This is a genomic window from Beijerinckia indica subsp. indica ATCC 9039 (assembly GCF_000019845.1).
Lineage (GTDB): Bacteria > Pseudomonadota > Alphaproteobacteria > Rhizobiales > Beijerinckiaceae > Beijerinckia > Beijerinckia indica.
Window position 1 is genome coordinate 3178535 of the sequence record NC_010581.1, and the last position, 26200, is coordinate 3204734.

22 protein-coding genes and 1 tRNA gene are annotated in these 26200 nt (G+C 56.0%); 17 read left to right on the top strand and 6 right to left on the bottom strand.

Annotated features, from left to right (window positions below):
• Positions 1-231: 231 nt before the first annotated feature.
• Both BIND_RS14075 and BIND_RS20765 read right to left on the bottom strand, forming a co-directional pair.
• Positions 232-306 (bottom strand) — tRNA-Gly (locus BIND_RS14075).
• The gene (locus BIND_RS20765; RefSeq protein WP_148210652.1) at positions 286-561 is read right to left on the bottom strand and encodes a hypothetical protein; all 276 of its coding nucleotides are present in this window, start codon (positions 559-561) and stop codon (positions 286-288) included. Before BIND_RS20765 ends, BIND_RS14075 begins: the two co-directional genes overlap by 21 nt.
• A 120-nt stretch (positions 562-681) precedes the next feature.
• Here BIND_RS20765 and trxA point away from each other — a divergent pair, with 120 nt between their 5' ends.
• Positions 682-1605: a thioredoxin gene (trxA, locus tag BIND_RS14080; RefSeq protein WP_012385712.1), complete on the top strand. Its 924-nt coding sequence runs from the start codon at positions 682-684 to the stop codon at positions 1603-1605.
• A gap of 283 nt (positions 1606-1888) precedes the next feature.
• The gene (locus BIND_RS14085) at positions 1889-2557 is read left to right on the top strand and encodes an LON peptidase substrate-binding domain-containing protein (RefSeq protein WP_012385713.1); all 669 of its coding nucleotides are present in this window, start codon (positions 1889-1891) and stop codon (positions 2555-2557) included.
• A gap of 100 nt (positions 2558-2657) precedes the next feature.
• On the opposite strand, the gene BIND_RS14090 is transcribed toward BIND_RS14085, so the two are convergent.
• The 3 genes from BIND_RS14090 to BIND_RS14100 all read right to left on the bottom strand — a co-directional run bounded on the left by BIND_RS14090 (position 2658) and on the right by BIND_RS14100 (position 4209).
• The gene (locus tag BIND_RS14090) at positions 2658-3182 is read right to left on the bottom strand and encodes a hypothetical protein (protein WP_012385714.1); all 525 of its coding nucleotides are present in this window, start codon (positions 3180-3182) and stop codon (positions 2658-2660) included.
• Between the two features lie 323 nt (positions 3183-3505).
• A complete protein-coding gene (locus BIND_RS14095) occupies positions 3506-3928 on the bottom strand; it encodes a type II toxin-antitoxin system VapC family toxin (protein ID WP_012385715.1) in 423 nt (140 codons plus the stop codon).
• A complete protein-coding gene (locus BIND_RS14100) occupies positions 3925-4209 on the bottom strand; it encodes a FitA-like ribbon-helix-helix domain-containing protein (RefSeq protein ID WP_012385716.1) in 285 nt (94 codons plus the stop codon). The genes BIND_RS14095 and BIND_RS14100 overlap by 4 nt, the downstream gene beginning before the upstream one ends.
• Before the next feature lie 405 nt (positions 4210-4614).
• Here BIND_RS14100 and BIND_RS20230 point away from each other — a divergent pair, with 405 nt between their 5' ends.
• The 15 genes from BIND_RS20230 to fliI all read left to right on the top strand — a co-directional run bounded on the left by BIND_RS20230 (position 4615) and on the right by fliI (position 22749).
• The gene (locus BIND_RS20230; protein ID WP_012385717.1) at positions 4615-5187 is read left to right on the top strand and encodes a hypothetical protein; all 573 of its coding nucleotides are present in this window, start codon (positions 4615-4617) and stop codon (positions 5185-5187) included.
• A complete protein-coding gene (locus tag BIND_RS14110; protein WP_012385718.1) occupies positions 5180-7747 on the top strand; it encodes an AAA family ATPase in 2568 nt (855 codons plus the stop codon). The genes BIND_RS20230 and BIND_RS14110 overlap by 8 nt, the downstream gene beginning before the upstream one ends.
• A gap of 87 nt (positions 7748-7834) precedes the next feature.
• Positions 7835-8635, top strand: a complete 801-nt coding sequence (locus BIND_RS14115; protein ID WP_012385719.1) for a hypothetical protein — start codon at positions 7835-7837, stop codon at positions 8633-8635.
• 163 nt (positions 8636-8798) lie between these two features.
• Complete coding sequence (locus BIND_RS14120) at positions 8799-9563, top strand: ImuA family protein (protein ID WP_012385720.1); 765 nt, start codon at positions 8799-8801, stop codon at positions 9561-9563.
• A complete protein-coding gene (locus tag BIND_RS14125) occupies positions 9466-11013 on the top strand; it encodes a Y-family DNA polymerase (protein WP_041778120.1) in 1548 nt (515 codons plus the stop codon). Before BIND_RS14120 ends, BIND_RS14125 begins: the two co-directional genes overlap by 98 nt.
• Positions 11010-14282, top strand: coding sequence for an error-prone DNA polymerase (locus tag BIND_RS14130; protein WP_012385722.1), 3273 nt, complete (start codon positions 11010-11012; stop codon positions 14280-14282). Before BIND_RS14125 ends, BIND_RS14130 begins: the two co-directional genes overlap by 4 nt.
• A 23-nt stretch (positions 14283-14305) precedes the next feature.
• Complete coding sequence (locus BIND_RS14135) at positions 14306-14749, top strand: DUF1810 domain-containing protein (protein ID WP_012385723.1); 444 nt, start codon at positions 14306-14308, stop codon at positions 14747-14749.
• Positions 14750-14898: 149 nt separating this feature from the next.
• Positions 14899-15789: a flagellar motor stator protein MotA gene (gene motA, locus BIND_RS14140; protein ID WP_012385724.1), complete on the top strand. Its 891-nt coding sequence runs from the start codon at positions 14899-14901 to the stop codon at positions 15787-15789.
• Between the two features lie 4 nt (positions 15790-15793).
• A complete protein-coding gene (locus BIND_RS14145) occupies positions 15794-16735 on the top strand; it encodes a flagellar motor switch protein FliM (protein ID WP_012385725.1) in 942 nt (313 codons plus the stop codon).
• Positions 16736-16840: 105 nt separating this feature from the next.
• A complete protein-coding gene (fliN, locus tag BIND_RS14150; RefSeq protein WP_050764176.1) occupies positions 16841-17155 on the top strand; it encodes a flagellar motor switch protein FliN in 315 nt (104 codons plus the stop codon).
• A 2-nt stretch (positions 17156-17157) separates the two neighbouring features.
• Positions 17158-18192 carry a flagellar motor switch protein FliG gene (locus BIND_RS14155; protein ID WP_012385727.1) on the top strand — a complete coding sequence of 345 codons (1035 nt, stop codon included), beginning with the start codon at positions 17158-17160 and terminating at the stop codon, positions 18190-18192.
• 237 nt (positions 18193-18429) lie between these two features.
• Positions 18430-19512, top strand: coding sequence for a flagellar biosynthesis protein FlhB (flhB, locus tag BIND_RS14160; protein WP_012385728.1), 1083 nt, complete (start codon positions 18430-18432; stop codon positions 19510-19512).
• A gap of 229 nt (positions 19513-19741) precedes the next feature.
• The gene (locus tag BIND_RS14165; protein ID WP_012385729.1) at positions 19742-20521 is read left to right on the top strand and encodes a DUF1217 domain-containing protein; all 780 of its coding nucleotides are present in this window, start codon (positions 19742-19744) and stop codon (positions 20519-20521) included.
• Positions 20522-20524: 3 nt separating this feature from the next.
• Complete coding sequence (gene flgF, locus BIND_RS14170; RefSeq protein WP_012385730.1) at positions 20525-21247, top strand: flagellar basal-body rod protein FlgF; 723 nt, start codon at positions 20525-20527, stop codon at positions 21245-21247.
• Positions 21248-21420: 173 nt separating this feature from the next.
• On the top strand, positions 21421-22749 hold the full coding sequence (fliI, locus tag BIND_RS14175) for a flagellar protein export ATPase FliI (protein WP_012385731.1): 1329 nt from the start codon (positions 21421-21423) through the stop codon (positions 22747-22749).
• A gap of 303 nt (positions 22750-23052) precedes the next feature.
• Here fliI and putA read toward each other — a convergent pair whose 3' ends face one another.
• Entirely contained in the window at positions 23053-26151 is a 3099-nt protein-coding gene (gene putA / locus BIND_RS14180) for a bifunctional proline dehydrogenase/L-glutamate gamma-semialdehyde dehydrogenase PutA (protein ID WP_012385732.1), read from the bottom strand.
• Positions 26152-26200: the final 49 nt, after the last annotated feature.

Sequence of the window (26200 nt, forward strand, 5' to 3'; positions counted from 1 at the left end):
ACACGCGGGGTGTAAACGGAGGAAATCGCCTTAAATTGAAAGGCATACCGTCGCTCGCTATGGCGGTTTGACAGCCCCATCGCTTCCTCAGAAGCGGTCGGAGAGCTTCCACCATGTCACGAAGGTAGATTTCTCCGCGGGCCAGATGCCTATCCCGTGGTATCTCAGCGCACAAACAAAGGCGGCGACCCTAAGATCGTCGTACCAAGCCTTTGGTTTTATTAGAAAATTTGGAGCGGGCGAAGGGATTCGAACCCTCGACCCCAACCTTGGCAAGGTTGTGCTCTACCCCTGAGCTACACCCGCATCCATTAGCGCCGCAACCGGTGCTGAGCCGGTATATGGCCCAATCTTTCGATGAATGCAACAGCTGGTTTGAGAAGAAATTGCACTTCTTTGTGGATCTCCCCGGCTGAGCTGCTTTTCAACACCGGAAAACAGCTGCGCGTTCCTCTGCCCGGTCTGTTCCATCGAGCCTTTGATGGTTGCCTCATAATACATTGAAAACTCAATGCTTTCTAGTTTTTTAGCGAAAATCATCCAGAACTTATTGTCCATCAAGGACAAGGGGCCTTGAAGATTCTCCCCTCCTTGAGCGTTTTCTTGATCCAGAAATTTGCCCTGCCTGATATTCTCGTGCCATGTCCTCACGCACGATGGGAATGAAGAGGTTTAAAAATCATGGCGGGGCATTCGGGTCAGGACGCAGCGTCGGCGTCGCTCACAGGCGGTCAGAACACATCATCGACGGTCACGGACACCACGACCGCGACCTTTGGACAGGACGTCATTACCGCTTCGGCTCAACAGCCGGTATTGGTCGATTTCTGGGCTCCTTGGTGTGAACCTTGTAAGCAATTAACTCCCGTTCTGGAGAAAGTTGCAAAGGCGGCAGCGGGGAAGATCAAGATCGTCAAAATGAATATCGACGAGAACCCGCAAATCCCGGCGCGACTCGGCGTGCGGTCGATTCCGGCCGTCATCGCCTTCAACCGGGCTCAGCCGGTTGATGGATTCATGGGGGCCTTGCCGGAAAGCCAGGTGCGCGGCTTTGTCGAACGGCTGGTCGGCCCTCTCAATGAGGAAGAAAATCTGCTGGCCGAGGCAGAAGCTTTGCTCGCTGCGGAAGATCCCGTTGGCGCGGCGGAACTGTTTTCGGTCCTCGTCAAGGAAGATCCTGGCAATTTCCCGGCCGTTGCCGGTCTCGCCAAATCCTTCCTCGCCGCCGGTCAGATCGACAGCGCCAAGAAAATTCTCGCCTCCCTCCCGGCCAGCGGCGAACGCGATGTCGCGATTCTCGCAGCCAAGGCAGCGATCGAACTCGCCGAACAGACGGCGGCGCTTGGGGACACAGCCGATCTCGTCCGCAAGATCGAAGCCGATCCCACCGATCATCAAGCCCGCTTCGATTATGCCCTTCTGCTCAATTCCAACGGCGAGCGTGACGCCGCCGCAGCCGCCCTCCTCGATATTTTCAAGCGGGACCGCCAATGGAACGAGGAAGGAGCGCGCAAGCAATTGCTGCAATTCTTCGAAGCCTGGGGACCGACAGATCCGGCAACAATCGCCGCGCGCAAAAAACTCTCGGCACTGCTCTTTTCCTGAAGAAACGGGTTTGCTGCCAATCTTTCCGGCTTTGGTTCCTCTCTTGCTAGGCTCAAGCCCGGGCTTTGTTTTTCAGAGCAAAATCAAAGCTGCTTGGAAGTGTGAAAGGGGCAAACTTGTCAAGGTTCATTGAGCGCGCTTATGTTGGCTGACGACCAAGGCAATTTCCCCTCCCCTTCCTGGAGTGATCCATTGCAGAAAGGGTCTCCTCGCCTCGTGGGAATCAAATGGTGGCGATGACGCGGTCGACGACAAGAAATGGCAAAACAGGCGAGGATTTCGCATGAGCATCAACAGCCCCTACCACGGCCCAACGGAAGTGCCGGCGATTTTTCCGTTGTTTCCGCTTTCGGGAGTTTTGTTGCTTCCGCGCGGACAATTGCCGCTGAATATTTTCGAACCACGCTATCTCGCGATGGTAGATGATGCCTTGAAAGGTAATCGCATCATTGGAATGATTCAGCCCGATCCCGACGCCCCTGGGACGGCTCAGGCCCCCGCCTTGTTTCCCATCGGCTGCGCCGGCCGCATCACGCAGATCGCGGAAACCGGCGATGGCCGTTATTTATTGACTCTGACGGGTATTGCCCGGTTTCGCATTACCGATGAAATCGCGGCCGGGACTGCTTATCGGCAATGTCATGCCGATTTCAGTTCTTTCGCGGTGGATTTCACTCCGCGCGCGGGTGAAGAACAGGTCGATCGCACCGGCGTGCTGCGAACCTTGAGTGAATTTGCCGAGGTTAATGATCTTCAGATCGATTGGAAAAGCATCAACGATGCGCCGAACGAAGCACTGGTGAATGCCTTGTCCATGATGAGCCCGTTCGGCGCCAAGGAAAAGCAGGCTCTTCTCGAAGCTCCCGATCTTAAGGCGCGGGCCGATGTTCTCGTCGCGATCACCGAAAGGGAACTCGCGCGCGGCAACCGTGAAACAACGCTCTTGCAATAAACAAAAGACGGTGAAAACGCATCAAGCGCGAATGGGATGATCACTTTCGCGCTTGATGCGAGGCTCTTTGATCGAACACTAGACGAGCCGAAGAGCCTTTTTAGTCATCATCGTTATCGTCATCGCCCGTCGGCCCGTAATAGCCCCCGAAAAAGGGCGTGCCGACCCCATCGATGGGGTTGAAGACACCAGCACGATAACCATCATTGGCGGGAATCCAGCTATAGCGTGCCGCATCTGACGCGATAGCAATTTTGAGCGGATCTTGCCACGGAGGACGCGTGGCCTTGCGCATATGATACTGCCATGCTCCAGCACGATATTCGACTGGCAAAGCATAAAACCCTAAACCACTGTCTGGATCGCCCACCAAAGCGACATAATGGCCCTGTCGTGCCTTGCCACCCCGCGCGACCGGATAGAGATAGGTCACATGTGACCTGCCATCGGGAAGAATACGGAGGGCGGCTCGTGGAGACAGATCCCCCACTGGCACATCTGGCTCACCATATCCGGCATGGGGCACATGTTTTTTTGTCTGCGAAGATGATTTGGCGTTGAGCGTTGAAGCTGACGCAAATGTCATGACGATCACGCAAGCCACGACCGTCCAATTCTGCCGCATGGCTCATTCTCCCAACTGAACTCATACCAAAACAAGCAGGATATGAGTCATCACGACGCGACTGAGTAAGATTCTCAGTCGACTCTAGAGCATCGGACTTTCAAATTGAATCCTGTCTGATGCTCTCTCTTTTTTGCAAACGCATCAGATTGGTCCCAAAAGTGGAAATCACTTTTAGGTTTGATGCTCTCGTATCCACCTTCATTGAAACGCGACTCGTCGCGGGTTCAATGAGGACAAGTGGATACGATTTAAAAAATGACGGATCGAGAATCTGTGATTCTCGATACGAGGAACTTGGCACCTCTTGCCACAACAAGGGATCAGGCGCCGCGCCAAGGATCAACGACGGCGACACCGCAGCCGATGAAATCCTTTGTTCTGCGCGTGGCGATAATCGCGCCATAGGTTCGAGCCGTGGCGGCGATCATGGCATCCTCCACCTCTATGGGCAATCCAGCCAATTCCCGAGCGTGGCGAATTTCGGCGTAGAAAACCGCGCAGGAACTGTCAAAAGACAAAATCCGATCGCGAAACCCCGTTTCGAAGAACGTCACGACCCGGGCCACCAGATTATCCCGCTTCCGGCTCGCAGGCATGCGGGCAAGGCCATAACGGATCTCTGCCTTGCAGATCGCGGCCGTGAAAAGCGTTTCAGGCGCCTGAACCGTCAAATAGGTGATGACAGCCGGATCGGGCTCAACCTTCATCAATTCAGAGACGACACTGGTATCAAGAAGAATCACGAGGCATCCGGAGGATTGTAGGAGGAATCGGAAAAATCGGCCGGCTCTCTCTTGGAGGCGCTGCCACGCGGTGGAACATCCACATCGGCCCCATTCACATGACCGAACAAGCGCCGGGCAAGATCGGCCAATGTCTCGCGCGCCGGAATTTCCTCTCGCGCGACGGCTGTGCGGAGCAATTCGCGAGCTTCCTCCTCGAGCGAACGGCGATGCGCGGCGGCGCGTGCCTTAAGACGGGCATGCAATGCATCGTCCACATTGCGTATCAGGAGACTGGCCACCTTTAACCTCGAAGTCTTCAGGCCCGGACCAAACGGTCGGGCAAGGCGTCTTTTCGGAAGGGCCATGCGGCCACCTTCAGACTTTGCAACGACACTGAACCACTTCCAGCTTCATGCTTGGAAAAGTCTATAGCATCAAACCCAAAAGTGGAGACCACTTTTTGAATAAATTTAATGCTGTAGAACACGCCTCGACTGGGCATCGCCTTGACCTGAGGACATGCGCGTATTTGCCGGCTGGGCGATGGTTGTGCGAAAGCCTTTATAGGCTCCCATAAGGTGACGGTTTCGCCTAATCTTATATCGAGAATCACAGATTCTCGATACGTCGTTTTTTAACCGTATCCACCCTCATTGCAGCGCGACGAGACGCGCTTCAATGAGGGTGGATTACCAGGACTAAAGATGACTCAAGATTCGGAAGTCCAACGATCGGCGCCTCGACCAAAAGATCGAGACACCGCACCCGGAATAAGGCTCGCCGCGGCGATCGCGGCGATATTCGGCATCATCTATTGGTATTGGCTGATGTCGGGCGGAGCGAACCCATCGAGCCCCTCAGCCGATGGCACCAGCGAACTGGCGGTCGTGAAAGATCAGGAGATGACCGCCGCGCTGACCACGATGAATGGTCCAAACGCTTTCCTTGCCCAATTCCAGAAAGGGAAGGACGGATGCCGCCCACCGCTCGCGTGGGTTTCGTTGGTTTTGGCACCGGGGCAGCCACCTGGCAACATCCGCCTCATCTCCGGAGACTACGTCTCGCCTGTTTTTGCCGTATCGACTGTGCCCATGCGCATCGCTATTCCCTTTCCTCGACCCTACGAGACCGGAAACGGCACACTGACGGCGATCGATATCGGGGGGAGCACAATGATCGCCCTCCTGCCCGCGTGGCACGTGTCCGCCCAGGACGGCAAGGTTACGCGCCCGGTCATCTGGCATCCCATAAAACGCTGCGAGCAACCCAATGGATAGCGCCTTTCGATGGCTGCGGAGCATCCTTGGGCCAAGTCCATTGCTCAGCCTTTGCATGCTGGTGATGACTGTCCTCGGCCTTCTCTCCGCATTCAAGATCACCCCATACCTGCCGCCTTGGCTCGGCTATTCCCTCCTCATTTCGCTGGTTGCAGCAGCCAATCTGTACTGGGCTGGCAACATCGTTCGGCTATGGCCACAGGTGGTCGGCGGCCATAGCGGCGGCAACTGGCAATTGCAGCGGCGGTCCAAGCTGCGCATGACCGATGGAAAGGCCTCCGGCATTAGCGCACTTGACGAGTTGGCGCAAATGACCGGATTGGAGACGGTCAAAGCCGAGATCGGTACGCTGATCCAGCGGCTGCAGGTCGAAACGGCCCGGCGCGAGCAGGGTTTGCCGGTAGCGCCAATCTCCCTGCACATGGTTTTCACTGGACCGCCGGGCACCGGCAAGACCGCCGTGGCCCGCCTTTATGGCGCGATCCTGCGCGATCTCGGAGTGCTGGAGAAAGGCCATCTGGTCGAGACTGACCGCGCCGGACTAGTCGCGGGCTATGTCGGGCAGACGGCGCTGAAGACCAAGGAAAAGATCGCCGATGCGCTGGACGGGATCTTGTTCATCGACGAGGCCTATGCCCTCGCCGAGCCCGTTGGCGTCGGAGCCGATTTCGGCCAGGAAGCCATCGACACCTTGCTGAAGGAAATGGAGGACAAACGGGATCGTTTGGTCGTCATTGTCGCCGGCTATCCGGACCAGATGCGCAAATTTTTAACAAGCAATCCCGGCCTGCCCTCGCGTTTCACCAAGACGATCCCTTTCGAGAGCTATGCGACCGACGATCTGGTGGCCATCACCCATTCCATGGCGCGGCGGGACGGTTTGCACATGAGCCCAGACGCCGACCCGATCCTGAAGACCTTCTTCGAACGGGCCCGCACGGCGCCCGATTTCGCCAATGCCCGCACGGCGCGGACGGTTCTCGAGCGCGCCCGCGAAGCGCAGGCCGCACGGCTCGCTCCCCTGATAACGAGCTCCGGCGTCGATCTCAACGAATTGACGGCAGCCGACATCCAAACAGCGGCGACCGCAAGAAAGAATGTCGTCACCTCCGGCATGAGCGCGCTTGATGAACTGGCGCAGATGACCGGATTGGAGACGGTCAAAGCCGGGATCGGTACGCTGATCCAGCGGCTGCAGGTCGAAACGGCCCGGCGCGAGCAGGGTTTGCCGGTAGCGCCAATCTCCCTGCACATGGTTTTCACCGGGCCGCCGGGCACCGGCAAGACCGCCGTGGCCCGCCTTTATGGCGCGATCCTGCGCGAGCTTGGTGTGTTGGAGAAAGGTCACCTTATCGAAACTGACCGCGCCGGACTGGTCGCGGGCTATGTCGGGCAGACGGCGCTGAAAACCAAAGAAAAGATTGCCGATGCACTGGACGGAATCCTCTTCATCGACGAGGCCTATGGCCTCAGTCAGCAAATGGGGTCAGAGCATGATTTTGGCCGGGAGGCGATTGAAACCTTGCTGAAGGAAATGGAGGACAAGCGGGATCGTCTGGTCGTCATCGTTGCCGGCTATCCGGACGAGATGAGCAAGTTTTTGGATAGCAATCCCGGTCTGCCTTCGCGCTTCACCAAGACCATTGCGTTCGACAGCTACGGGGCCAGTGAACTCGTCTCCATCACCCGCGGGATGGCCCGGCATGACGGTTTGTACCTCAATCCGGATGCTGACCCAATATTGACAACTTACTTCGAGCGGGTCCGCACCGAGCCCGATTTTGCCAATGCCCGGACAGCGCGAACGGTTCTCGAACGCGCCCGCGAAGCGCAGGCTGGGCGCATCGCCCCCCTGATCGGGACCCCTGGCATAGACCTCAACGAATTGACCGCGGCCGACATCGAATGCGCAACCACCGGCAAGAATGAACATCCATCTGGGGCGCAAAAGCAGACGGGAACCGGGACTGGCTTTTTCGTTTCCGGGGATGGCTATGTGGTTACGAATGAGCACGTCGTCAGAGGTTGCTCAGATCCAAAGCTAATCTGGGGGCGTGCAGCGCCTGTGCCCACGCATGTTGTCGCGACGGATGCTATAAATGATCTAGCCTTGCTGAAAGCGGACATTGCGAGTGATCATGTAGCCGTCTTGCGTATCGGCGTGAGGATGGGTGAGGCAATTGCTGCTTTCGGTTATCCGCTCCTAGACAAATTATCCGCCGGGGGAAATTTCACGGTTGGCAATGTTTCGGCTCTTGCGGGAATGAAAAACAACAGCGGACAGATACAGATTTCAGCGCCCCTCCAACCCGGTAATAGCGGTGGACCGGTTCTCGATCAGAGCGGCAATGTCATAGGCGTTGCCGTTTCAGGACTGAGCGCGACAAGAGAACACATCCCGCAGAACGTTAATTTTGCTATCAGCATAAATGCCTTGACGGCATTTTTAGCCTCTCATGGCGTCCCCTATTCAACTGGCGAAGGAGGACCTTTGCTCGAATCGTTTGAACTCGCCGAGAAAGCACAATCCTTTGCCGTTTTGATTGTATGTGAAAAATGAACAATTCTTTTTTTCATCGGCCGAACACTAATTGCGGCGCATTGTCGATTTGAATTTTGTAAAGTCTCGCGGGCGGAGACGCGTCATATGAGCCAACTCTTCAGCAAACTCGGCTTTATTCACCGCCGTCTTTGGGACCGTGATGGCATCTATCGGATTTCCCTGCTGTTGGGGCCGGCACCCCTTGTCGGCTGTGGATTGGCAGCGGGCATTTGGATCATCGTCCAGGCGCTTCCTGTGACGGCAGTGCAACCACCCAACTGGGGAAAACCACCGCGCACCGCAGACAACTGGAGTACCACAGATGAACCGCAGACCTTGGCGGCGGCCCGGCCAATCCCCCCGGCTGGCGCTGATGGCGGACTAAGCGGATACGAGGCTGGCTGGCGGGGAACCATCAACCCGATCGAAATCAAACCGACAATGGACGTTGATGTGAAGTCGACCGCTCTCAGCGCTTTCTTCCTCGATGGGTCGAAAATTAATATGGCTCAAATCATCGCTGCAGGCCCAAAGAACGCGCCATATGTCGGACTCGGAAACGGCTTCCTCGTCGTCAGAACGCCGGGTGTCTACGCGCTCTCGATCCGCCTTGAGAGACCTTTGGGTCCGGTAGCGGACTGTCTAACACGACTTGCGTTTGGGCCCCGCAGAATTGTTTCGAATCTTATTCTTGCGGACCCTGGTAATATTTCGAAGACATACGACGCCGCCCGGTTCAATCTCCAACCAGGCCTTTATCCAATCGCCTGGGCCTTTGGTTGCTGGCACGATCGGGAGGTCGTCGGGCCAGGCCGCATAACGGTTCTGATTAGCCATCCCGGCGATCAGGCCCTCCAGCCGGCACTCCCAGACGAAATCGTCCGAGCGGAGCGAGTTAAGCCTTAGTCGCCCGGCCATCACGGAAGAGCCCACGGGTCATTCACGTCAAAATTCATACGCGATTGCCCTGTGCCACAGAAGCAATCCGCTTGACTCTCGCCCTTGATTCCCGCCATGAAATAAAAGAACAAATAGGGAACACTGCCGCTCTAGGAGACCAAAGCACGTCGTGGAGCCACAATCCGCCATAGAAGCCCTGCGCGCTCAGATCAAGCGGATCGAAAGCAGAAGCCGGCCCACCACATCGGTTTTACCCTTCGGGTTTGCCGAGATCGACTCACATCTGCCTGGCGGCGGCTTGGCTCTCGGTGCCCTGCATGAGATCGCGGGGGGAGGACATGACGCGATCGACGCGGCGGCGGCAGCACTTTTTGCAGCTGGCATCGCCAGCCGGACAAAGGGCAAGGTGCTTTGGTGCCTCAGGCGGGCTGATCTCTTCGCTCCAGCGCTGGCGCAAGCCGGCCTCACGCCCGATCGTGTCCTCTATGTCGAGGCCGAGGACGAAAAAACCGTGCTGAGCTGTTTTGAGGAAGGATTGCGTCACAGGGGACTTGGCGCCGTCATCGCCGAGATCGCCCGGCTGTCGATGACCGCATCACGCCGGCTCCAGCTCGCGGCTGAAGAATCGGGCTCAATCGGCATCGCCTTGCGCCGATGGCGGCGACAAACGGAGATCGCCAGCTTCGGGCAACCGACGGCCGCCGTCACACGTTGGCGGGTCTCTGTGCTCCCTTCCCTCCCCTTGCCGGTGCCCGGCGTCGGACGCGCGCGCTGGCTGGTCGAATTGATCCGCTGCCGGGCCGGTGAAACGGCCGAATTCGTGTTGGAGGCTTGCGATGCACAGGGTCGTGTCGCTCTTTCTTCCTACCTGGCCGACGGATCGGGCGCGGCGGAAGGCTGGCCAAGCAGCCGCTCAAGCCGCGCTACCCGTTGAAACCCCTCTCATCCTGACAGGACGCGAGGGAAGCAGGCGCATCATTCTGGCTGTTGATGCGGCGGCATGGGCGGCGGGACTGCGCGTCGGCATGCCCGTCACCAAGGCACAGGCGCTGGTCCCTGGCCTCGCCCTGTTCGAGGCCGACCCGACAGCCGATCTTCAGGCTCTTGATCGGCTGGCCTTCTGGATGCTCCAGCATTATGCGCCGATCGTCGCCACCGATCCTCCCAATGGATTGGTGATCGACACGACCGGAGCCGATCACCTGCATGGTGGCGAGGAAGCCATGCTGATCGACCTTGTGCAGCGCCTTGCCGGCGCGGGCATTACGGCGCGTGCCGCCATCGCCGATCATTGGGGCACGGCTCATGCGGTCGCACGTTATGGCGCTTGCCCCATCACCATTGTGCCTGCTGGCACAGCCAGCACGGCCATCGCCCCTCTGCCAATCGCGGCTCTCAGATTGTCCAAGGATCAAGTGACGGAACTCCGCGTTCTGGGGTTCGAACGCATCTCCGATCTCATGGAACAGCCGCGTGCTCCCGTGACTCTTCGCTTCGGCCCGGAGCCTGGACTTCGTCTCGACCAGGCGCTCGGACAGATCAGCGAACCGTTCACGCCCATCCAGCCCCCCGATTTGACCCATGTTCGGCAAGCCTTCCCCGAACCGATCGGCGCTCCTGAAACGATCGCCCGTTATACCGGCAAGCTGGCGACACGTCTTTGTCGAGAACTTGCTGCCAAGGGTCTCGGTGGCCGCAAGTTCGACCTTCTCTTCCATCGCGTCGATAACCGCCTTGAAGCGATCCGTATCGGCACCGCCCAACCTTTGCGCGATGTGAAACGGCTGACAAAGCTTCTCTGCGACAGAATCGAAACGATCGACCCCGGCTTCGGCATTGAAACCATGGTGCTGGCCGCCACGCTTGCGGAGCCCCTGCCCGAACAGCAAATCACGGCCACGCTCACGGAGGAGAATCTCGCTGATCTTTCCGATCTCGTCGATACACTCGCCAATCGCATCGGCGCCCATCGGCTCTATCGTCTCGAACCCGTCGAGAGCGATGTGCCGGAACGTTCCTTCAGCCGGGTCGCCCCCCTGGCGCCCGAACTGGCGCCGCCATCGCGAAATCCTTGGCCGGAGCATTGGCCGCGACCGGCGCGGCTCCTCCCCCACCCCGAGCCGATCGAGACCATCGCGCTCCTGCCCGATCATCCGCCCGTCGGCTTCACTTGGCGCGGCATTCGCCGGCGCGTGAAATGCGCCGACGGCCCCGAGCGCATCTTCGGAGAATGGTGGAAGCAAGACACAGAGCGCATGGCCGTTCGCGATTATTTTCGCATCGAGGATGAGGCCGGCGAACGCTATTGGATCTTTCGCTCCGGCGATGGCGAGGACGCCGCGACCGGTTCACACCGCTGGTTCCTGCATGGGATTTTCGGATGAACAGGTCCGCGCGTTATGCCGAACTTCAGGTGACGTCGCATTTCTCATTTCTGCGCGGCGCTTCCTCCTGTGAGGAATTATTCGCCCAAGCCGCGCTGCTCGGCATCGAGGCCCTGGCCGTCGTCGATCGCCATTCCCTTGCCGGCATCGTGCGTGCCCATCAAGCCGCCAAGGCAACTGGTATCCGCCTGATCATCGGTTGCCGACTCGATCTCGCGGACGGCATGAGCGTCCTGGTCTATCCGACCGATCGTGCATCCTATGCACGTCTCTGCCGCCTGCTCTCGCTTGGGAAACAGCGTGGCGGCAAGGCACAGTGCCATCTCGACTGGCTCGATCTTGTCGCCCATGGCGAAGGCCTGTTGACCATCCTGATCGCTGAGAAGGCCGACGAGATCTGCGGGCTCCATCTACGCCGGCTGCATGATACCTTCAAGGATCGCGCCTATCTCGCGCTCACCCTGCACCGCCGCCCGAATGACCAGCTTCGCCTGCATCAACTGGCCGTTTTAGCCGCCCGTTTCCGCGTCCCGACCGTCGTCACCAATGATATCCTCTTCCATGAACCGGCGCGGCGTATTCTGCAGGATGTCGTGACCTGTATTCGGCACGGCTGCACCATTGATGAGGCAGGCTTTCGACGGGAGCGCCATGCCGATCGCTATCTCAAGCCACCGGAGGAAATGCACCGGCTCTTCAGCCTTTATCCCGAAGCACTCGCCCGCACCCTCGAGATCACCGACCGTTGTCAGTTCAGCCTTGAGGAACTGACCTATCAATATCCGGAAGAAAAGACGATGCCGGGCCTCACCGCCCAGGAAGCGCTCACACGATTGACCTTAAAGGGTGCGGCAGACCACTACCCCGAAGGCGTGCCGGACAAGGTGCAGGCTCTGCTCGATCATGAGTTGGAGCTGATCGCCAAACTCAACTATGCGCCCTATTTTTTGACAGTGAATGCCATTGTCCACTTTGCCAAGACCGAAGGCATTCTCTGCCAGGGACGAGGCTCGGCCGCCAATTCCGCCGTCTGCTATGTGCTCGGCATTACCAGTATCGCCCCTGATCAACACGACCTTTTGTTCGAACGGTTCGTCAGCGAGGAACGCCGGGAGCCTCCTGATATCGACGTGGATTTCGAACATGAGCGGCGCGAGATAGTTATCCAATGGATCTATAAGACCTATGGACGCGATCGCGCGGCTTTGTGCGCGACGGTTATTCGCTATCGCGCCAAGGGTGCGCTTCGCGATGTCGGCAAAGCCCTCGGCCTGCCGGAAGATCTGCTTACAATGCTGTCAAGCCAGACCTGGGTCTGGTCGAAACAGGGTCTCGATGTCAAATCCGCCAAAGAGCTCAACCTCAATCTCGATGACCCGCGTCTGAGACTGACGCTCGATCTCGCACGCGAGTTGATCGGCACGCCGCGCCATCTCTCGCAGCACCCGGGCGGTTTCGTCCTGACCCATGACAGGCTCGATGAATTGGTGCCGATCGAACCGGCCGCCATGACGGACCGGCAGGTCATAGAATGGGACAAGGATGATATTGAAGTCTTGAAATTCATGAAGGTCGATGTGCTCGCCCTCGGCATGCTCTCCTGCATGAAACGCAGTTTCAATCTGCTTGCGGAACATAAAAAACTCGCGCTCGCTCTCACGAGCATCCCGTCAGAAGATCCGCATACATATGCAATGATCCAGCGTGCCGATACGATCGGTGTCTTTCAGATCGAGTCCCGCGCACAGATGAGCATGCTGCCGCGCCTGAAGCCCAAAACCTTTTATGATCTCGTGATCGAGGTCGCGATCGTCCGGCCGGGCCCTATCCAGGGCGATATGGTGCATCCCTATCTGCGTCGGCGCGAAGGCAAGGAAGACCCTGACCTTCCAAGAGCCGAACTGAAAAATGTCCTCGAGAAAACCCTTGGCGTTCCTCTGTTTCAAGAACAGGCGATGCGCATTGCCATTGAATGCGCGGGCTTCACACCCGGCGAAGCCGACCAGCTTCGCCGCTCCATGGCGACGTTCAAACATACAGGCACGATCAATACCTTCAAGGACAAACTGGTGAATGGCATGGTCGCCAATGGTTATGAGCACGCCTTCGCCGAAAGAATCTTTCATCAATTGGAGGGGTTCGGCTCCTATGGATTTCCGGAAAGCCATGCCGCCTCTTTCGCTCTCCTCGCCTATGCCTCGTCCTGGATCAAATGCTGGCACCCGGATGTGTTTTGCGCGGCTCTCTTGAACAGCCAACCCATGGGCTTTTATGCCCCGGCGCAAATCGTGCGCGATGCGCGCAACCATGGCGTTGAGATTCGTCCGGTTTGTGTCAACCATTCACACTGGGATTGCACTCTCGAAGCGACCGGCGATGAAAAACGTTTTGCCCTGCGCTTGGGGATGCGCATGGTCAAGAGACTCTCCAATCAGGACGCGGCGACAATCGTTGCCGCAAAAGCCGATCAACCCTTCCTCTCGATTGAGGATCTGTGGCATCGCGCCGGTGTGCCCGTCTCAGCCCTTGTCGCTCTGGCCGAGGCCGATGCCTTTGCTCCCACGTTCGGCATTGCTCGTCGCAAGGCTCTCTGGACCATCAAAGCTCTGCGCGACAATCCCTTGCCTCTCTTTGCGGCTGCGTCTGCCCGTGAAGCCGCCTTCGTTTCTGAAATCAGAGAACCCGCCGTGACGCTGACGCCTATGGCGGCCGGAGGCGAGGTCGTGGAAGATTATGTCTCTGTCGGGCTGACCTTGCGCGAACATCCCATCGCCTTTCTGCGCGGCGACTTGGCGCGACGGCGCATCGCCACTTGCGCCGAAGTCATCCATGCCCGCGATCGATGCTGGATCGAGACCGCCGGACTGGTCCTGGTCCGGCAGCGCCCTGGAAGCGCCAAGGGCGTGATCTTCATCACAATCGAAGATGAAACCGGCATCGCCAATCTCGTCATCTGGCCAAAACTCTATGAGAAGCACCGTCGCATCATCCATGGCGCGCGCATGATCGCAGCACGCGGTCCCATCCAGCGCGAGGGCGATGTCGTTCATCTTGTCGTCCGGCATCTCACGGATCTGTCGGGGGATCTCGCCAGCGTGATCCATCGTGAAGACACAGCCCCGCCATCCGCTGGAAGCGCCGGCATCGGCTCTCACAAAAGCCTGGTTCGTCATCCGGCTGATTCATCAAAGACGAGGCAACCGCATGGCCTTCTTGCTCTCGACGAGCGCCCTCACCAGATCAGAGTGAAAACGCGCGATTTTCACTGATCGTCGCCCGCAAAGGCCTCGACATGCCCGATCATGATCCTTTCAACCTGCACCGTTTCATTGAGGCACAAGCACCTCTTTTTGCTTCGATTCTCGAAGAGTTGAAAGCAGGCCGTAAGCGCAGTCATTGGATGTGGTTCATCTTTCCTCAGCTCCGTGGCCTCGGCCAGTCCTCAACGGCCGAATTTTACGGCATCAGTTCACTCGCAGAAGCGCGCGCTTATCTTGCCCATCCGCTCCTCGGACCAAGGCTAATTCTCTGCACGGAAACAGTGCTGGCGCTCGAAGGGAGCCCCCTCCACGCGATCTTTGGTTCTCCAGACGATATGAAGTTCGGTTCCTCCATGACCTTATTCGCACTCGCCGCCGAGGAACAAGAAAATCCCTTCCGCGTCGGGCTCGGTCGCTATTGCCATGGCCAGATGGATACAAAGACGCTGGCACTTCTCGAGGCAAGAAAGGCTTAACTTTCTTTCTGATAGGCCACGCCACCTTTTCCTGAGAGCCAAAACTTTGAAGTCCGTGCGTACGAGCCGCCGCGCGTCACGCAGTTCATTCCAGCTTCGCGTAAGATCGAAAGCTTAAAGTTGCTCCTATTCGGACGGGAGCAAATAAAGTGGGTTTCCTTATCGGTACAATCATCGCGGTCGGCTGCATGCTGGGCGGGTTCGCCGCAATGGGTGGCCATATCGTGGTCATCTGGCAGCCTTGGGAATTCGTCATCATCTGCGGATCGGCCCTCGGCACTTTCATCGTGGCCAATAATGTCCTCACCATCAAGGATACGGGCCGCGCGCTGGGCGAGGCCATTATGGATAAATCCCTCAAACAACGTGATTATTTGGACGTTCTCGGCGTCCTTTATACGTTGATGCGGGAAATGCGCGGCAAGGCCCGCAACGAAGTCGAGGAACATGTCGACAATCCGGAAGAATCGACCATCTTCCAGAATTTTCCGCGCGTCCTCGCCAATAAGGAACTCACCAATTTCATTTGCGACTATTGCCGCCTGATCATCATCGGCAATGCCCGCACACATGAGATCGAAGCCTTGATGGACGAGGAGATCGAAACCATCCTGCATGATACACTCAAGCCCTATCATGCCATAACGATCGTGGCCGAGTCCCTGCCAGCCCTCGGCATCGTCGCCGCGGTCCTGGGTGTCATCAAAGCCATGGGTGCTCTTGATCAATCGCCTGAATTGCTCGGGGGGCTCATCGGCTCCGCGCTCGTCGGCACATTCGCAGGCATTTTCCTCTCCTACGGATTGCTTTCCCCCCTCGCCAACAAGATCAGAGCAACGCGAGAGAAACAATCCCGCCTCTACATCATCGTCAAGCAGACCCTCCTTGCCTTCATGAATGGCGCCATGCCCCAGATCGCCCTGGAACACGGCCGCAAAACAATTTCCTCCGCAGACCGCCCCTCAATCGATATCGTCGAGAATGAGACGGTAACGGGAGGGACCGGCAAAGCGGGTGATAACGTCAAGCAGGCGGCATAGAAACATGTTGGATACATCTCTTCAGCCCCCCAAAAGATTGACTGGCCCCGAGCGCCTCCTGGATACGGCCGGAGTCTCGATCGACCGTATGCCGATGCTGCATGTGATCTTCGATCGGATGGTGGCTCAATGTTCGGAAAGCCTTCGCCAATATTCAGCCGCACCCGCCGTTTTCACCGTCTCGTCGATCGGGACGGAACGCATCGGCGACATTCTCGACGCCTATGAAAACAATACGGTCGTTGCGATCATTCACGTCCAGGCCTGGGACTCACGTATTCTCGTTGGTTTCGATCGCGCCTTCATTTCCACACTGATCGAAACCTTCTATGGCGGGGATGGAAGCGAGCCACCGAATATTGAGAAAAGGCCCTTGTCCAATATCGAGATCAAGCTTGCACAAACAATCTTCGATCTCTTGCCGAAAGCCCTGCAGACTAGCTTCTCCACGATCTCCGAGACCGTTTTCAAATTTGAGCGGCTGGAAACCAAGCTCGATTTCGCGGTGATCGCGCCACGCAATACATTCGGCTTCATCACGCGGATCAATCTCCGGATTCTCGGGCGGCACGGGGAAATGTTCGTGGTCATTCCCCAATCCTCGCTCAATTCGATCCGTCAAGAGCTCGGCCGTGACCTCGCTAATGACGCAGTCGTCAGAGATCCACGCTGGACTAAGCAGATCCAGAACGAGATCAGCCGGACGGAAGTCGAGGTCCGCGCCATCATCGAAGATAGCCATTTCGTCCTCGGCGATTTCACGGAACTTAAAATCGGACAAGTTCTGCCCCTCCAGGCAACCACCAAGAGCCGAGCGAAACTCGAATGCAATGCCGAGCCGCTCTTCTGGTGTCAGGTCGGCCAAGAAGATGGATTCTACACTCTGCGGGTCGAGGATTTCATCGATCAAGAAAAAGATTTCATCGAAGGCATATCCGGCGCCTGACATCAGACAGAACGTTCAATCCATTCCTTAAATCGGCCTCGCCATCGGCCGTGTGACTAGCAAAACGATATTAGAACAAAGGTCCATTCAATGTCTGACGAGAGCATGACTGATCTCAACATGGATCACGGCGAAACCACCACCGCCAAAGATCTCAACAATCGCAATCTGGATACGATTCTTCGGATTCCCGTCACCGTCCAGGTGGTTCTGGGTTCTGCTTCAATGCCTGTTTCCAATCTCCTGAAATTGGGTCGCGGAGCAGTCATTCCCTTAGATCATAGAGTGGGAGAACCCGTGGATATCGTCGTCAACGGACGTGTCATCGCTCGTGGCGAAGTCGTTGTCGTCGAGGATGACAATTCACGCTTCGGTGTCTCCCTGACCGAAATCGTCGGCCCAGCCGGTCTTGGTGCTTGATCATGACCATGATGCCTGCTCCTCCCGGTTCCGCCGTCGCCCGTTCCTTGAAAGGTTCGGAAAAAGTCGCGGCCCTGTTTCTCGCCATGGGCAAACCCGCAGCAGCAAAACTGTTGAAACATTTCGATGCCGACGAACTCAAGCTGATCACCCGATCCGTTGCCGATCTCGGCTCGATTCCCATGCCGATGCTCGAGACAATCGTCGAGGAATTTGCGCAGCAATTCGTGAGCGGTGTCGATCTCCTCGGTTCTCCCAGCGAGGTCGAACAGCTTCTGGCAGGCATTTTGTCGCCTGAACAGATTGCCGACATCATGGCCGATGTCAAAGGCAATTCCAACCACGCCATGTGGGACCGGCTTTCGTCGATTTCCGAAACCGTGTTTGCGACCTACCTCACCAAAGAACATCCGCAGACAGCGGCTTTCATTCTCTCCAAGGTCGCGCCAGCTTGCGCCGCCAAGGTCATGGGACAATTGCCCCGCGAACTTCGTAACGAATTGATGCGCCGCATGGTCAGCATCGCCTCAGTGATGGAACCAGCCATGCGCATCGTCCAAGGCCAATTGGCCGAGGATCTATTGCTCAATCTTTCACGCCAGAACGGCAATGACCACAATGCCAGAATGGCCGATATCATCAACAAGATGGAGAAAGAGCAAATGGAGGATGTTTTGCAGAGCCTCGCCGCGAGTCGGCCAAAGGCCGCAGAAACCCTGCGTGGTCTCCTCTTCACCTTCGACGATATTATCAAGCTTCAACCCAAGGCACGCATGGTGCTCTTCGACAAAATCCCAACAGAATTGGTGGTTCTCGCCCTCAAGGGCACGGATACAGCCTTCCGAGACGCTATTTTGTCCTCTCTCGCAGCACGCGCGCGGCGTATTGTCGACAGTGAACTCGCCAGCGGCGGCCCGGCGTCGCACCGCGATGTTATCAAGGCTCGTCGCATGATCGCTGACACGGCCCTGGAATTGGCGGAATTAGGTGAAATCGAGTTGAATTCCTCCGAAGATGAAGATGAAATTTTCGATTAGAAAACAACAAAGAAAGCAACCAATAATATACTTTTAGCTAAATCGATAGCTAAGCTTAAAAAGCGGCTTTCTATTCTGGATGGATTACACATCTCTAGAAAGATTTGACGTAGCGGCCGACGGAATAAACCCTTCGGCCCGCTCCCGCGAACAACGCGTGTAATATCAATTCCAATGATTGAACAGGAGATGGAGCGGACTTGCAGCCCTTAGGCAGCCCATCCCAAAAGGCGCGACATGGCGGAAAAGCCCGATCAGGACAGTCAAACAGAAGAACCAACAGCCAAAAAAATGGACGATGCCATCGAGCAAGGAAATCTTCCGATTTCCCGGGAGATGATCATCTTTGCTTCAATGCTCAGCCTGTTGATCGTCAATGCCTTCATTCTGCGTAACAGCCTTGCTGATATCGTCACGCTCCTCAAATATGTTTTCAACAATTCTGATCAAATACCCCTGCGTAACCAATTGGACGCGGTCAATCTGTTCCAGCTGATATTAACGGAAACAGGGCCTCGTCTCGTTCCCATCATTCTCCCTTTCATGATCGCAGGCATAGCCGCGAATATCGGTCAGAGCAAATTGCGCTTGATCTTGGAGCGTATTCAACCTGACTTTGGTCATCTGTCCCTCATTTCCGGCTGGAAAAAACTATTCGGTCAGAAGAACCTCGCTGAATTTCTAAAAAACGTTATCAAACTCTCGGCAGTTGCACTTTTACTTTTCATGGTCCTGAAAGGAAATCAAGATAAACTCATTAATGCTATGTTCCTAGACCCTTCCGCCATTCCCGAACTCATTCTCAGCCTATCGATGCGATTGCTCTCGGTCATCTGCATCGTGACTATCGTGCTTGCGACGGCTGATCTCCTTTGGGTCAAAAACCAATGGCGTCGCGATCTTCGGATGAGCAAACAGGAAATCAAGGACGAACTCAAGCAAATGGAGGGCGACCCCTTGATCAAGGCTCGTTTACGCTCCGTCGCCCTCGATCGTATCCGCAAGAGCATGATTGCCGATGTTCCAAAAGCAACTGTCGTTATTGCCAATCCAACGCATTTCGCTGTTGCCCTGCGTTATGTGCGCGAAGAAGGCGGAACACCGGTCGTCGTGGCTAAGGGAACCGATCTCATTGCCCTCAAAATTCGTGAAATCGCGGAAGCTCACAACATTCCCATTGTCGAGGATCGTCCCTTGGCACGTTCACTCCATGCGAGTGTCGAGGTCAACCAGGCGATTCCCGCCGAATTTTATAGAGCCATTGCCGAAATCATCCATTACCTGAACACGAAAAAATCACCGCAGCTTTCCATCCACTAACACCGAGCACCACGACAGCAGTCCGATATCTTTCTCGAATTTTCGCTTTTTCAAAGAAGCAATAAAAACATGAGAAGAATCCTTAATGACCGCTGACATCCATCGGTCTTTTTCTATGACTCATAGAGGGAAGCCCGTTTCGAACATGGCGTGATATTCGACAGATCACACAGGTCAGGCTGACACAAGCTCAATCGTGGAATCATATCCCATTGGCGAGGGGAGATTCATGCTTACTACCGCTCTTTATTACAATATGACTGTCCGGGATTACACAAAAACCCTGGCCACCACGGCCTCCGAGCCCAGCGTCAGTCGGGAAAGCAAATATTATCTCGATAATATATCCAAGGTCACGACGATCGACGGCTTTCTCAATAATAATAGGCTGTTTACCTATGCCATGAAAGCTTTTGGCCTTGGCGACATGGTTTACGCCAAGGGAATGGTCCGTCAGATTCTTCAACAAGGTACAAGCGATCCTCGCGCTCTTGCCAATACATTAAATGATTCACGTTACAAAGCTTTGGCTCAAACGTTCGATTTCGCCAATCTCGGGGCCAATGCGACAAGCACGACCACCGCAGGGCAAAATGTCGTCGATAAATATGTCGAAATGCAACTCGAAGACAATGTTGGGAAAAACAGCCCTGGAGCGGAGATGGCTCTTTATCTCAAACGCGTCGCACCGACCATCACCAGTGCCTATAGTATCCTTGCCGATAAGACACTTCTACAAATCGTTCAAACCACATTCAATCTTCCCAGTTCGATGTCAGCACTTGATATCGACGTCCAAGCGAAGATGATCAATTCGAAAATGAAAATCAGCGATTTGCAGGACCCCACAAAGCTGCAAACATTCACGAATCGCTTCATCGCCATGTATGATATCAACAACCCAAATACTGGTCCCTCGACACCCACCAATGCCCTTCTGGCTCAATCGAGTGGGCTGAGTTCCGATCTGCTGATGAGCCTCGCCAATCTCAAAATCGGAGGCTTCTAAACTATGCAATCCAATCTTTATGTCAGCCTTTCAGGACAAGTGATGCTGGAGCGTCGTTTGACGACCATCGCGACGAATATAGCCAATCAAAGCGTCGCAGGCTATCGAGCCGAAGACGTCAATTTCAGCACTATTCTTTCAAAAACCGATAAATATCCCGTAGCCTATGCGGGAACGGGACGAACGCATATTTCCCGTGAAGCCGGTCTGCTGAGCAAAACCGATAACCCGCTCGACGTTGCTATTCAAGGAGACGGCTGGTTTGCAATGCAAACGCCAGCGGGAACAGTCTATACGCGGGATGGGCGCATGCATATGCAAGCTACCGGAGAACTCGTCAGTGTAGACAATCATCCCATTCTGGACGCTGGCAATACGCCCCTCTTGGTCGATCCCGACGCCGGTCCCATCACGATCGCGAAGGATGGAATGATTACCCAAAATGGGCGACAGATCGGCGCCATAGGTCTCTTCCAATTGGATGATAATGCGAAACTTCAGCATTATCATAATTCCGGTGTTCTCTCTGATCGCCAGGGTGTCGCGGTTCTCGACTTTACCGCAAATGGCATTGCGCAAGGCTATGTCGAAAGCGCCAATGTCAATCCCATTCTGGAACTGAGCAAGCTGATAACCGTCTCTCGAAGCTTCGAGCAGATTTCCACCGCCATGGAAAATTCGGAAAGCTCCTTACGCGATTCAATTAAGACCCTGGGAGGGGCTTAAAAAGCCCGGTTGCGATGATGCTTGGGGCATATTTCTCAAAAGACAGAAGCTCTTCTGATACAGAACACGTTGAAAATAAAAGAAAGAATATTTTCTCATTCAAGGGGCCGATCTGTGCGCAACCAGGCCGATGATGTTCTTTTTCCTATTCTTTCTTAAGGATGGATGTAGTTTTGCATACACTTGATAGGCTAGGTCAGAAACTCGACAACGCACGACGCGACATAAAGCTTGTTCGCATCGGCGGCACCGTGACCGAAGTGACACCGGCTTTCATCAGTGTTGCCGGCCTTTCTTCTTTTATCAAGCTCGGCGACTGCATAAAATTCGGCGAGGATGGCTCGTCGGCGCTTGGTGAAGTCGTTCGCATCGATCAGCAGAATGCGACGATCAAGATTTTCGACCACGCCAGTTCCATCGGCCTTGGTGATAAAGCCTGGAGGATGGGCCCTTTTCAGATTTGCCCAGATCCGAGTTGGAAAGGGCGCGTCATCAATGCTCTCGGCATCCCGATTGATGGTGGCGATGCCTTGCGGCTTGGCGAGGAAAGCCAATCGATCCATGCTGCTCCGCCCCCCGCCATGCGACGAGCCCGGGTCACGAAACCCATGCGCACCGGCGTCAGGGTCATCGATCTCTTTACGCCTCTTTGCGCCGGCCAACGCATCGGAATTTTTGCCGGGTCCGGCGTCGGCAAATCAACCCTCCTCGGCATGCTTGCCGGTTCGCGAGAATTCGACACGGTCGTCATCGGGCTCGTCGGCGAACGTGGCCGCGAAGTCCGCGAATTTCTCGATGAGGTTCTCGCTGACCATCTCGCCAATGCGGTGACAATTGTCGCCACGGGTGACGAAAGTTCGCTCATGCGGCGTCTCGCGCCCAATACAGCCATGACCATCGCCGAATTCTTCCGTGACCGGGGGGAGAACGTTCTCCTGATTGTCGATTCCGTCACTCGTTTCGCCCATGCCGCGCGGGATGTCGCGCTAGCGGCTGGCGAAATGGCCGTCGCGCGCGGCTATGCACCGAGCGTTTTCACGGATCTTCCAAAACTTTTGGAACGAGCCGGCCCAGGTCTTGATGGCAGTGGTTCCATCACGGGTATTTTTTCTGTTCTCGTCGATGGTGATGATCATAACGAACCCATTGCCGACACGATCCGCGGAACCCTGGACGGCCATATTGTTCTCGATCGGGCAATTGCCGATCAAGGCCGGTTTCCCGCTGTTAATATTTTACGTTCGATCTCCCGCCTCGCTCAGCATGTTTGGACCCCGGAACAGCAAGGTCTCGTTCTCAAAATACGGGGGCTTATCGCGCGTTATGAAGATACACGCGACTTGCGCCTGATGGGTGGTTATCAACCCGGAAGTGATGGAGAACTCGACCAAGCCATAGCGCTGGTGCCAAAAATCTACCAAGCCATGGAACAGACACCAAAATCACCCGCCAGCCAGGATGCGTTCCGTGAATTGGCTGAAATTCTTCAGGATAAAGGGTGATGATCATATTCAATGAACTGTAGAAACCATCGACACTGACAGATGACCCATGCGCTATTCGGATAGCACATTTGAAGAGTGAGTATTCACGAGAGCGTCAAGTATCAAATCCAAAGCTGAGGGCCGCCTTCTCTGAGAAACTTGGCATATTTTCAAAATGCAGGGGCATGGGACTTTCAAATTGAATCCTATCTGATGCTCTATCTTTCTGAAAATGCATCACAAAAAGGGGGGGGGCTACTTTTGGGTCTAAAGCAAGTGTTCCAGCTTCTATTTAAAAAGATGGGCTCTAAAGCATGAAGATCAAGACAAGGAATTGATGAGTTTAATGTCCCCACCGACCGCGGTCATATTGGTCGTGACAATTGTTTCGACGCAAAATCGATCGAGATAGGAAGGGCCCCCGGCCTTCGGCCCCGTACCCGAGAGACCAAATCCCCCAAAAGGCTGGGTCCCCACCACGGCACCGATCATATTGCGATTGATGTAGACATTTCCCGCGAGCCTGCGCGCGCAGATTTGTTCGATCGTTGCGTTGATACGGGAATGGATCCCCATCGTCAGACCATATCCCTTGTCTTCGAGCTCATCGAGAAGTTTGCTCAGATCCTCATTTTTATAGCGCACGACATGCAGGATTGGCCCAAAAACCTCTCGGTCTAGATCCTCGGCTCGCTTCAACTCGATAATATGGGGAGCAAGATAAAAGCCCGCCTTGGGCGCGCCGGCCGACACTTTTCCGTGACAGAGAAGCCGCTTCTCTCGCCGCATCATTTCAATATGGTCTGTCAATGTTCGATGGGCTGACGCATCGATGATCGGTCCGATATCCGTACCGAGATCCAATGGATCATCAACAGACAATTCCTCAACTCCACCACGGATCAGGCTCAAAGCATCATCGGCAATCTCCTCCTGTAAGCAAAGCAATCGCAAAGATGAACACCTCTGGCCCGCCGAACGAAAAGCCGAGGTCAGAACATCATCGCAAACCTGTTCCAATTGCGCTGTCGCATCGACGATCATCGCATTGATTCCGCCAGTTTCCGCGATCAGACATGCAATCGGCCCCTGCTTGGCCGCCAAGGCGCGATTAATATGGGAGGCCACCGCGCTCGACCCAGTGAAAGCGACGCCTGCAATGTCCGGCAAGGCGACAAGCGCTTCGCCAATCTTGCCGTCACCTTGAAGCACATGCAGCACCGACGCAGGAACACCGCAGTCATGTAGAAGGGCTACGATTTTAGCGGCGATCAACGGTGTTTGTTCGGCGGGTTTGGCGAGAACGCTATTTCCCGCGACAAGGGCCGCCGCGACCTGGCCAAGGAAGATCGACAAAGGAAAATTCCATGGACTGATACAAACGAAAACACCACGGCCCAGTTTGCGAAGCTGGTTCTGTTCTCCCGTGGGTCCCGGCATGAATACACCGTCGCTAAGATGATGCCGGGCTTCGGCCGCGTAATAGCGGCAGAAGTCGATCGCCTCCCGCCATTCACCCACAGCATCTTCGAGCGTTTTACCGGCTTCTTTCTGGAGCAAGCACAGGATCTCGGGCGCCTCGGCCACGAGACGTGCCGCGCAGCGATCAAGGCAAGCTGCCCGTTCGCGCACGGGTGTCCGCGACCATACGCGAAACCCCTCCTTGGCCACGCGGAGGATGTCCGGCAAGAGATCACGCTGCGCTTCATTCACTTCCCCGATGATCGTGCCATCAATGGGTGAAGAAACGAGCAAGACATCCCCTGTCCGGGGAGTTCTCTTGTGGCCCCGCGCGGACTGCAAGGCCGAACGCGTCTCGCCAATTCGACGCAGCAGTACCGTCACCGATTTTCTGTCCCCAAATTCAAGCCCTTGCGCTGTTTTTCGGTCAGGCGCATGGAGATCGCACGGCAAAGGAAGATGCTGAGATCTTGCATTGGCCGCTTGCCCGATCACAGTTTGAGGGCGGATGAGCAGATCCTTGACTGGCACATTCGGATCACCGATCCGCGATACGAAGGAGGAATTGGCCCCATTCTCCAGAAGTCTGCGCACGAGATAAGGAAGCAGATGTTCATGCGCCCCAATTGGCGCATAGACACGGCAACGGCTGTCCGACCTGTCTTCCCGCAAGGCTGTATAGAGATCTTCGCCCATGCCTTGGAGGCGCTGAAATTCATAAGCACCAGCCCCCGTGGCGAGTTCGATAATCGTGGCGATTGTCAGGGCATTATGCGTGGCAAATTGTGGATAGACACAATCACGCGCCGCAAGCAAAAGCTTGGCACAAGCAATATAATTCAAATCCGTCATGGCCTTGCGGGTAAAGACTGGATAATCGGCAAGGCCACGCTCTTGAGCACGCTTAATTTCCGTATCCCAATAAGCGCCTTTGACCAGCCTGACCATGATCTGTCGACCCTGCTGGCGCGCGCTTGTCACGACATGGTCGATCACGGTCCCCGCGCGTTTCTGATAGGCTTGCACCGCGAGGCCAAACCCTTTCCAACCCGCAAGGTCCGGGTCACGCAACAAGGCATCGACAAGATCGAGCGAGAATTCGAGCCGGTCGGCTTCTTCGGCATCTATCGTGAAATTCAGATCATGGGTTTTGGCGAGCCGGGCTAATTGGCTGATGCGCGGCAGCAGTTCGGGCAAAATCGTGGTGCGTTTGCGCGCTTCATAACGGGGATGCAGGGCAGAAAGTTTGACAGAAATGCCCGGTCGGGCCGGCAAAGGCCTTGTCCCGGCGCGCTGCCCCAAACGCCCGATCGCCTGGGCATAGGCGTCATAATAGAGCGCGGCATCGTCAGCAGTGCGCGCGCCTTCCCCCAGCATGTCGAAGGAATAGAAATTTTCGCTGCGATCAAGATGTGCCCTGGCCAGCCCTTCCTCGATCGTACGGCCAAGCACGAAATGATTGCCAAGGACCTGCATCGCGCGGCGCGCCGCGATCCGGATCGTCGTCGGTCCAAGCCGCCGGGCGAGAAAAGCGACGAGCCCCTCCATCGATCGGCCAGCCGTCAGGACATGCGCGGAGGCGCCAAGCGCCCAATCGGCCATGCTCACCAAAAGAGGATCCTGCCCGGCAGGGTTCCGATGCTCGTGAAAGGACGCGAGCTTGTCGGCGATCAATCGATCAGCGGTGGCATCGTCCGGCACGCGCAGCAAGGCTTCCGCCAACACCATCAAGGCCAGACCTTCCTGCGTCGAAAGAGAATATTCGCGCAAGAGATCATCGAGACCACCAAGACGCGACGCGCGCGCGCGAACGGCCTGGACGAGCCGTGTTGCCCGGGCATCAATCCTTGCTTGCACGGCCTTGTCACATTCGACCTGCCTCAGCAGGTCTTCGGCAATTGCCTCGTCGGCAGGCGCATAAGGCGCTGAAAAAGGAAGGAATGTCGAACTGGAGGTCATCGCATGCCTTTCCCATCCGATCCTTGGTCCTAATAAAAAACAGAACTCG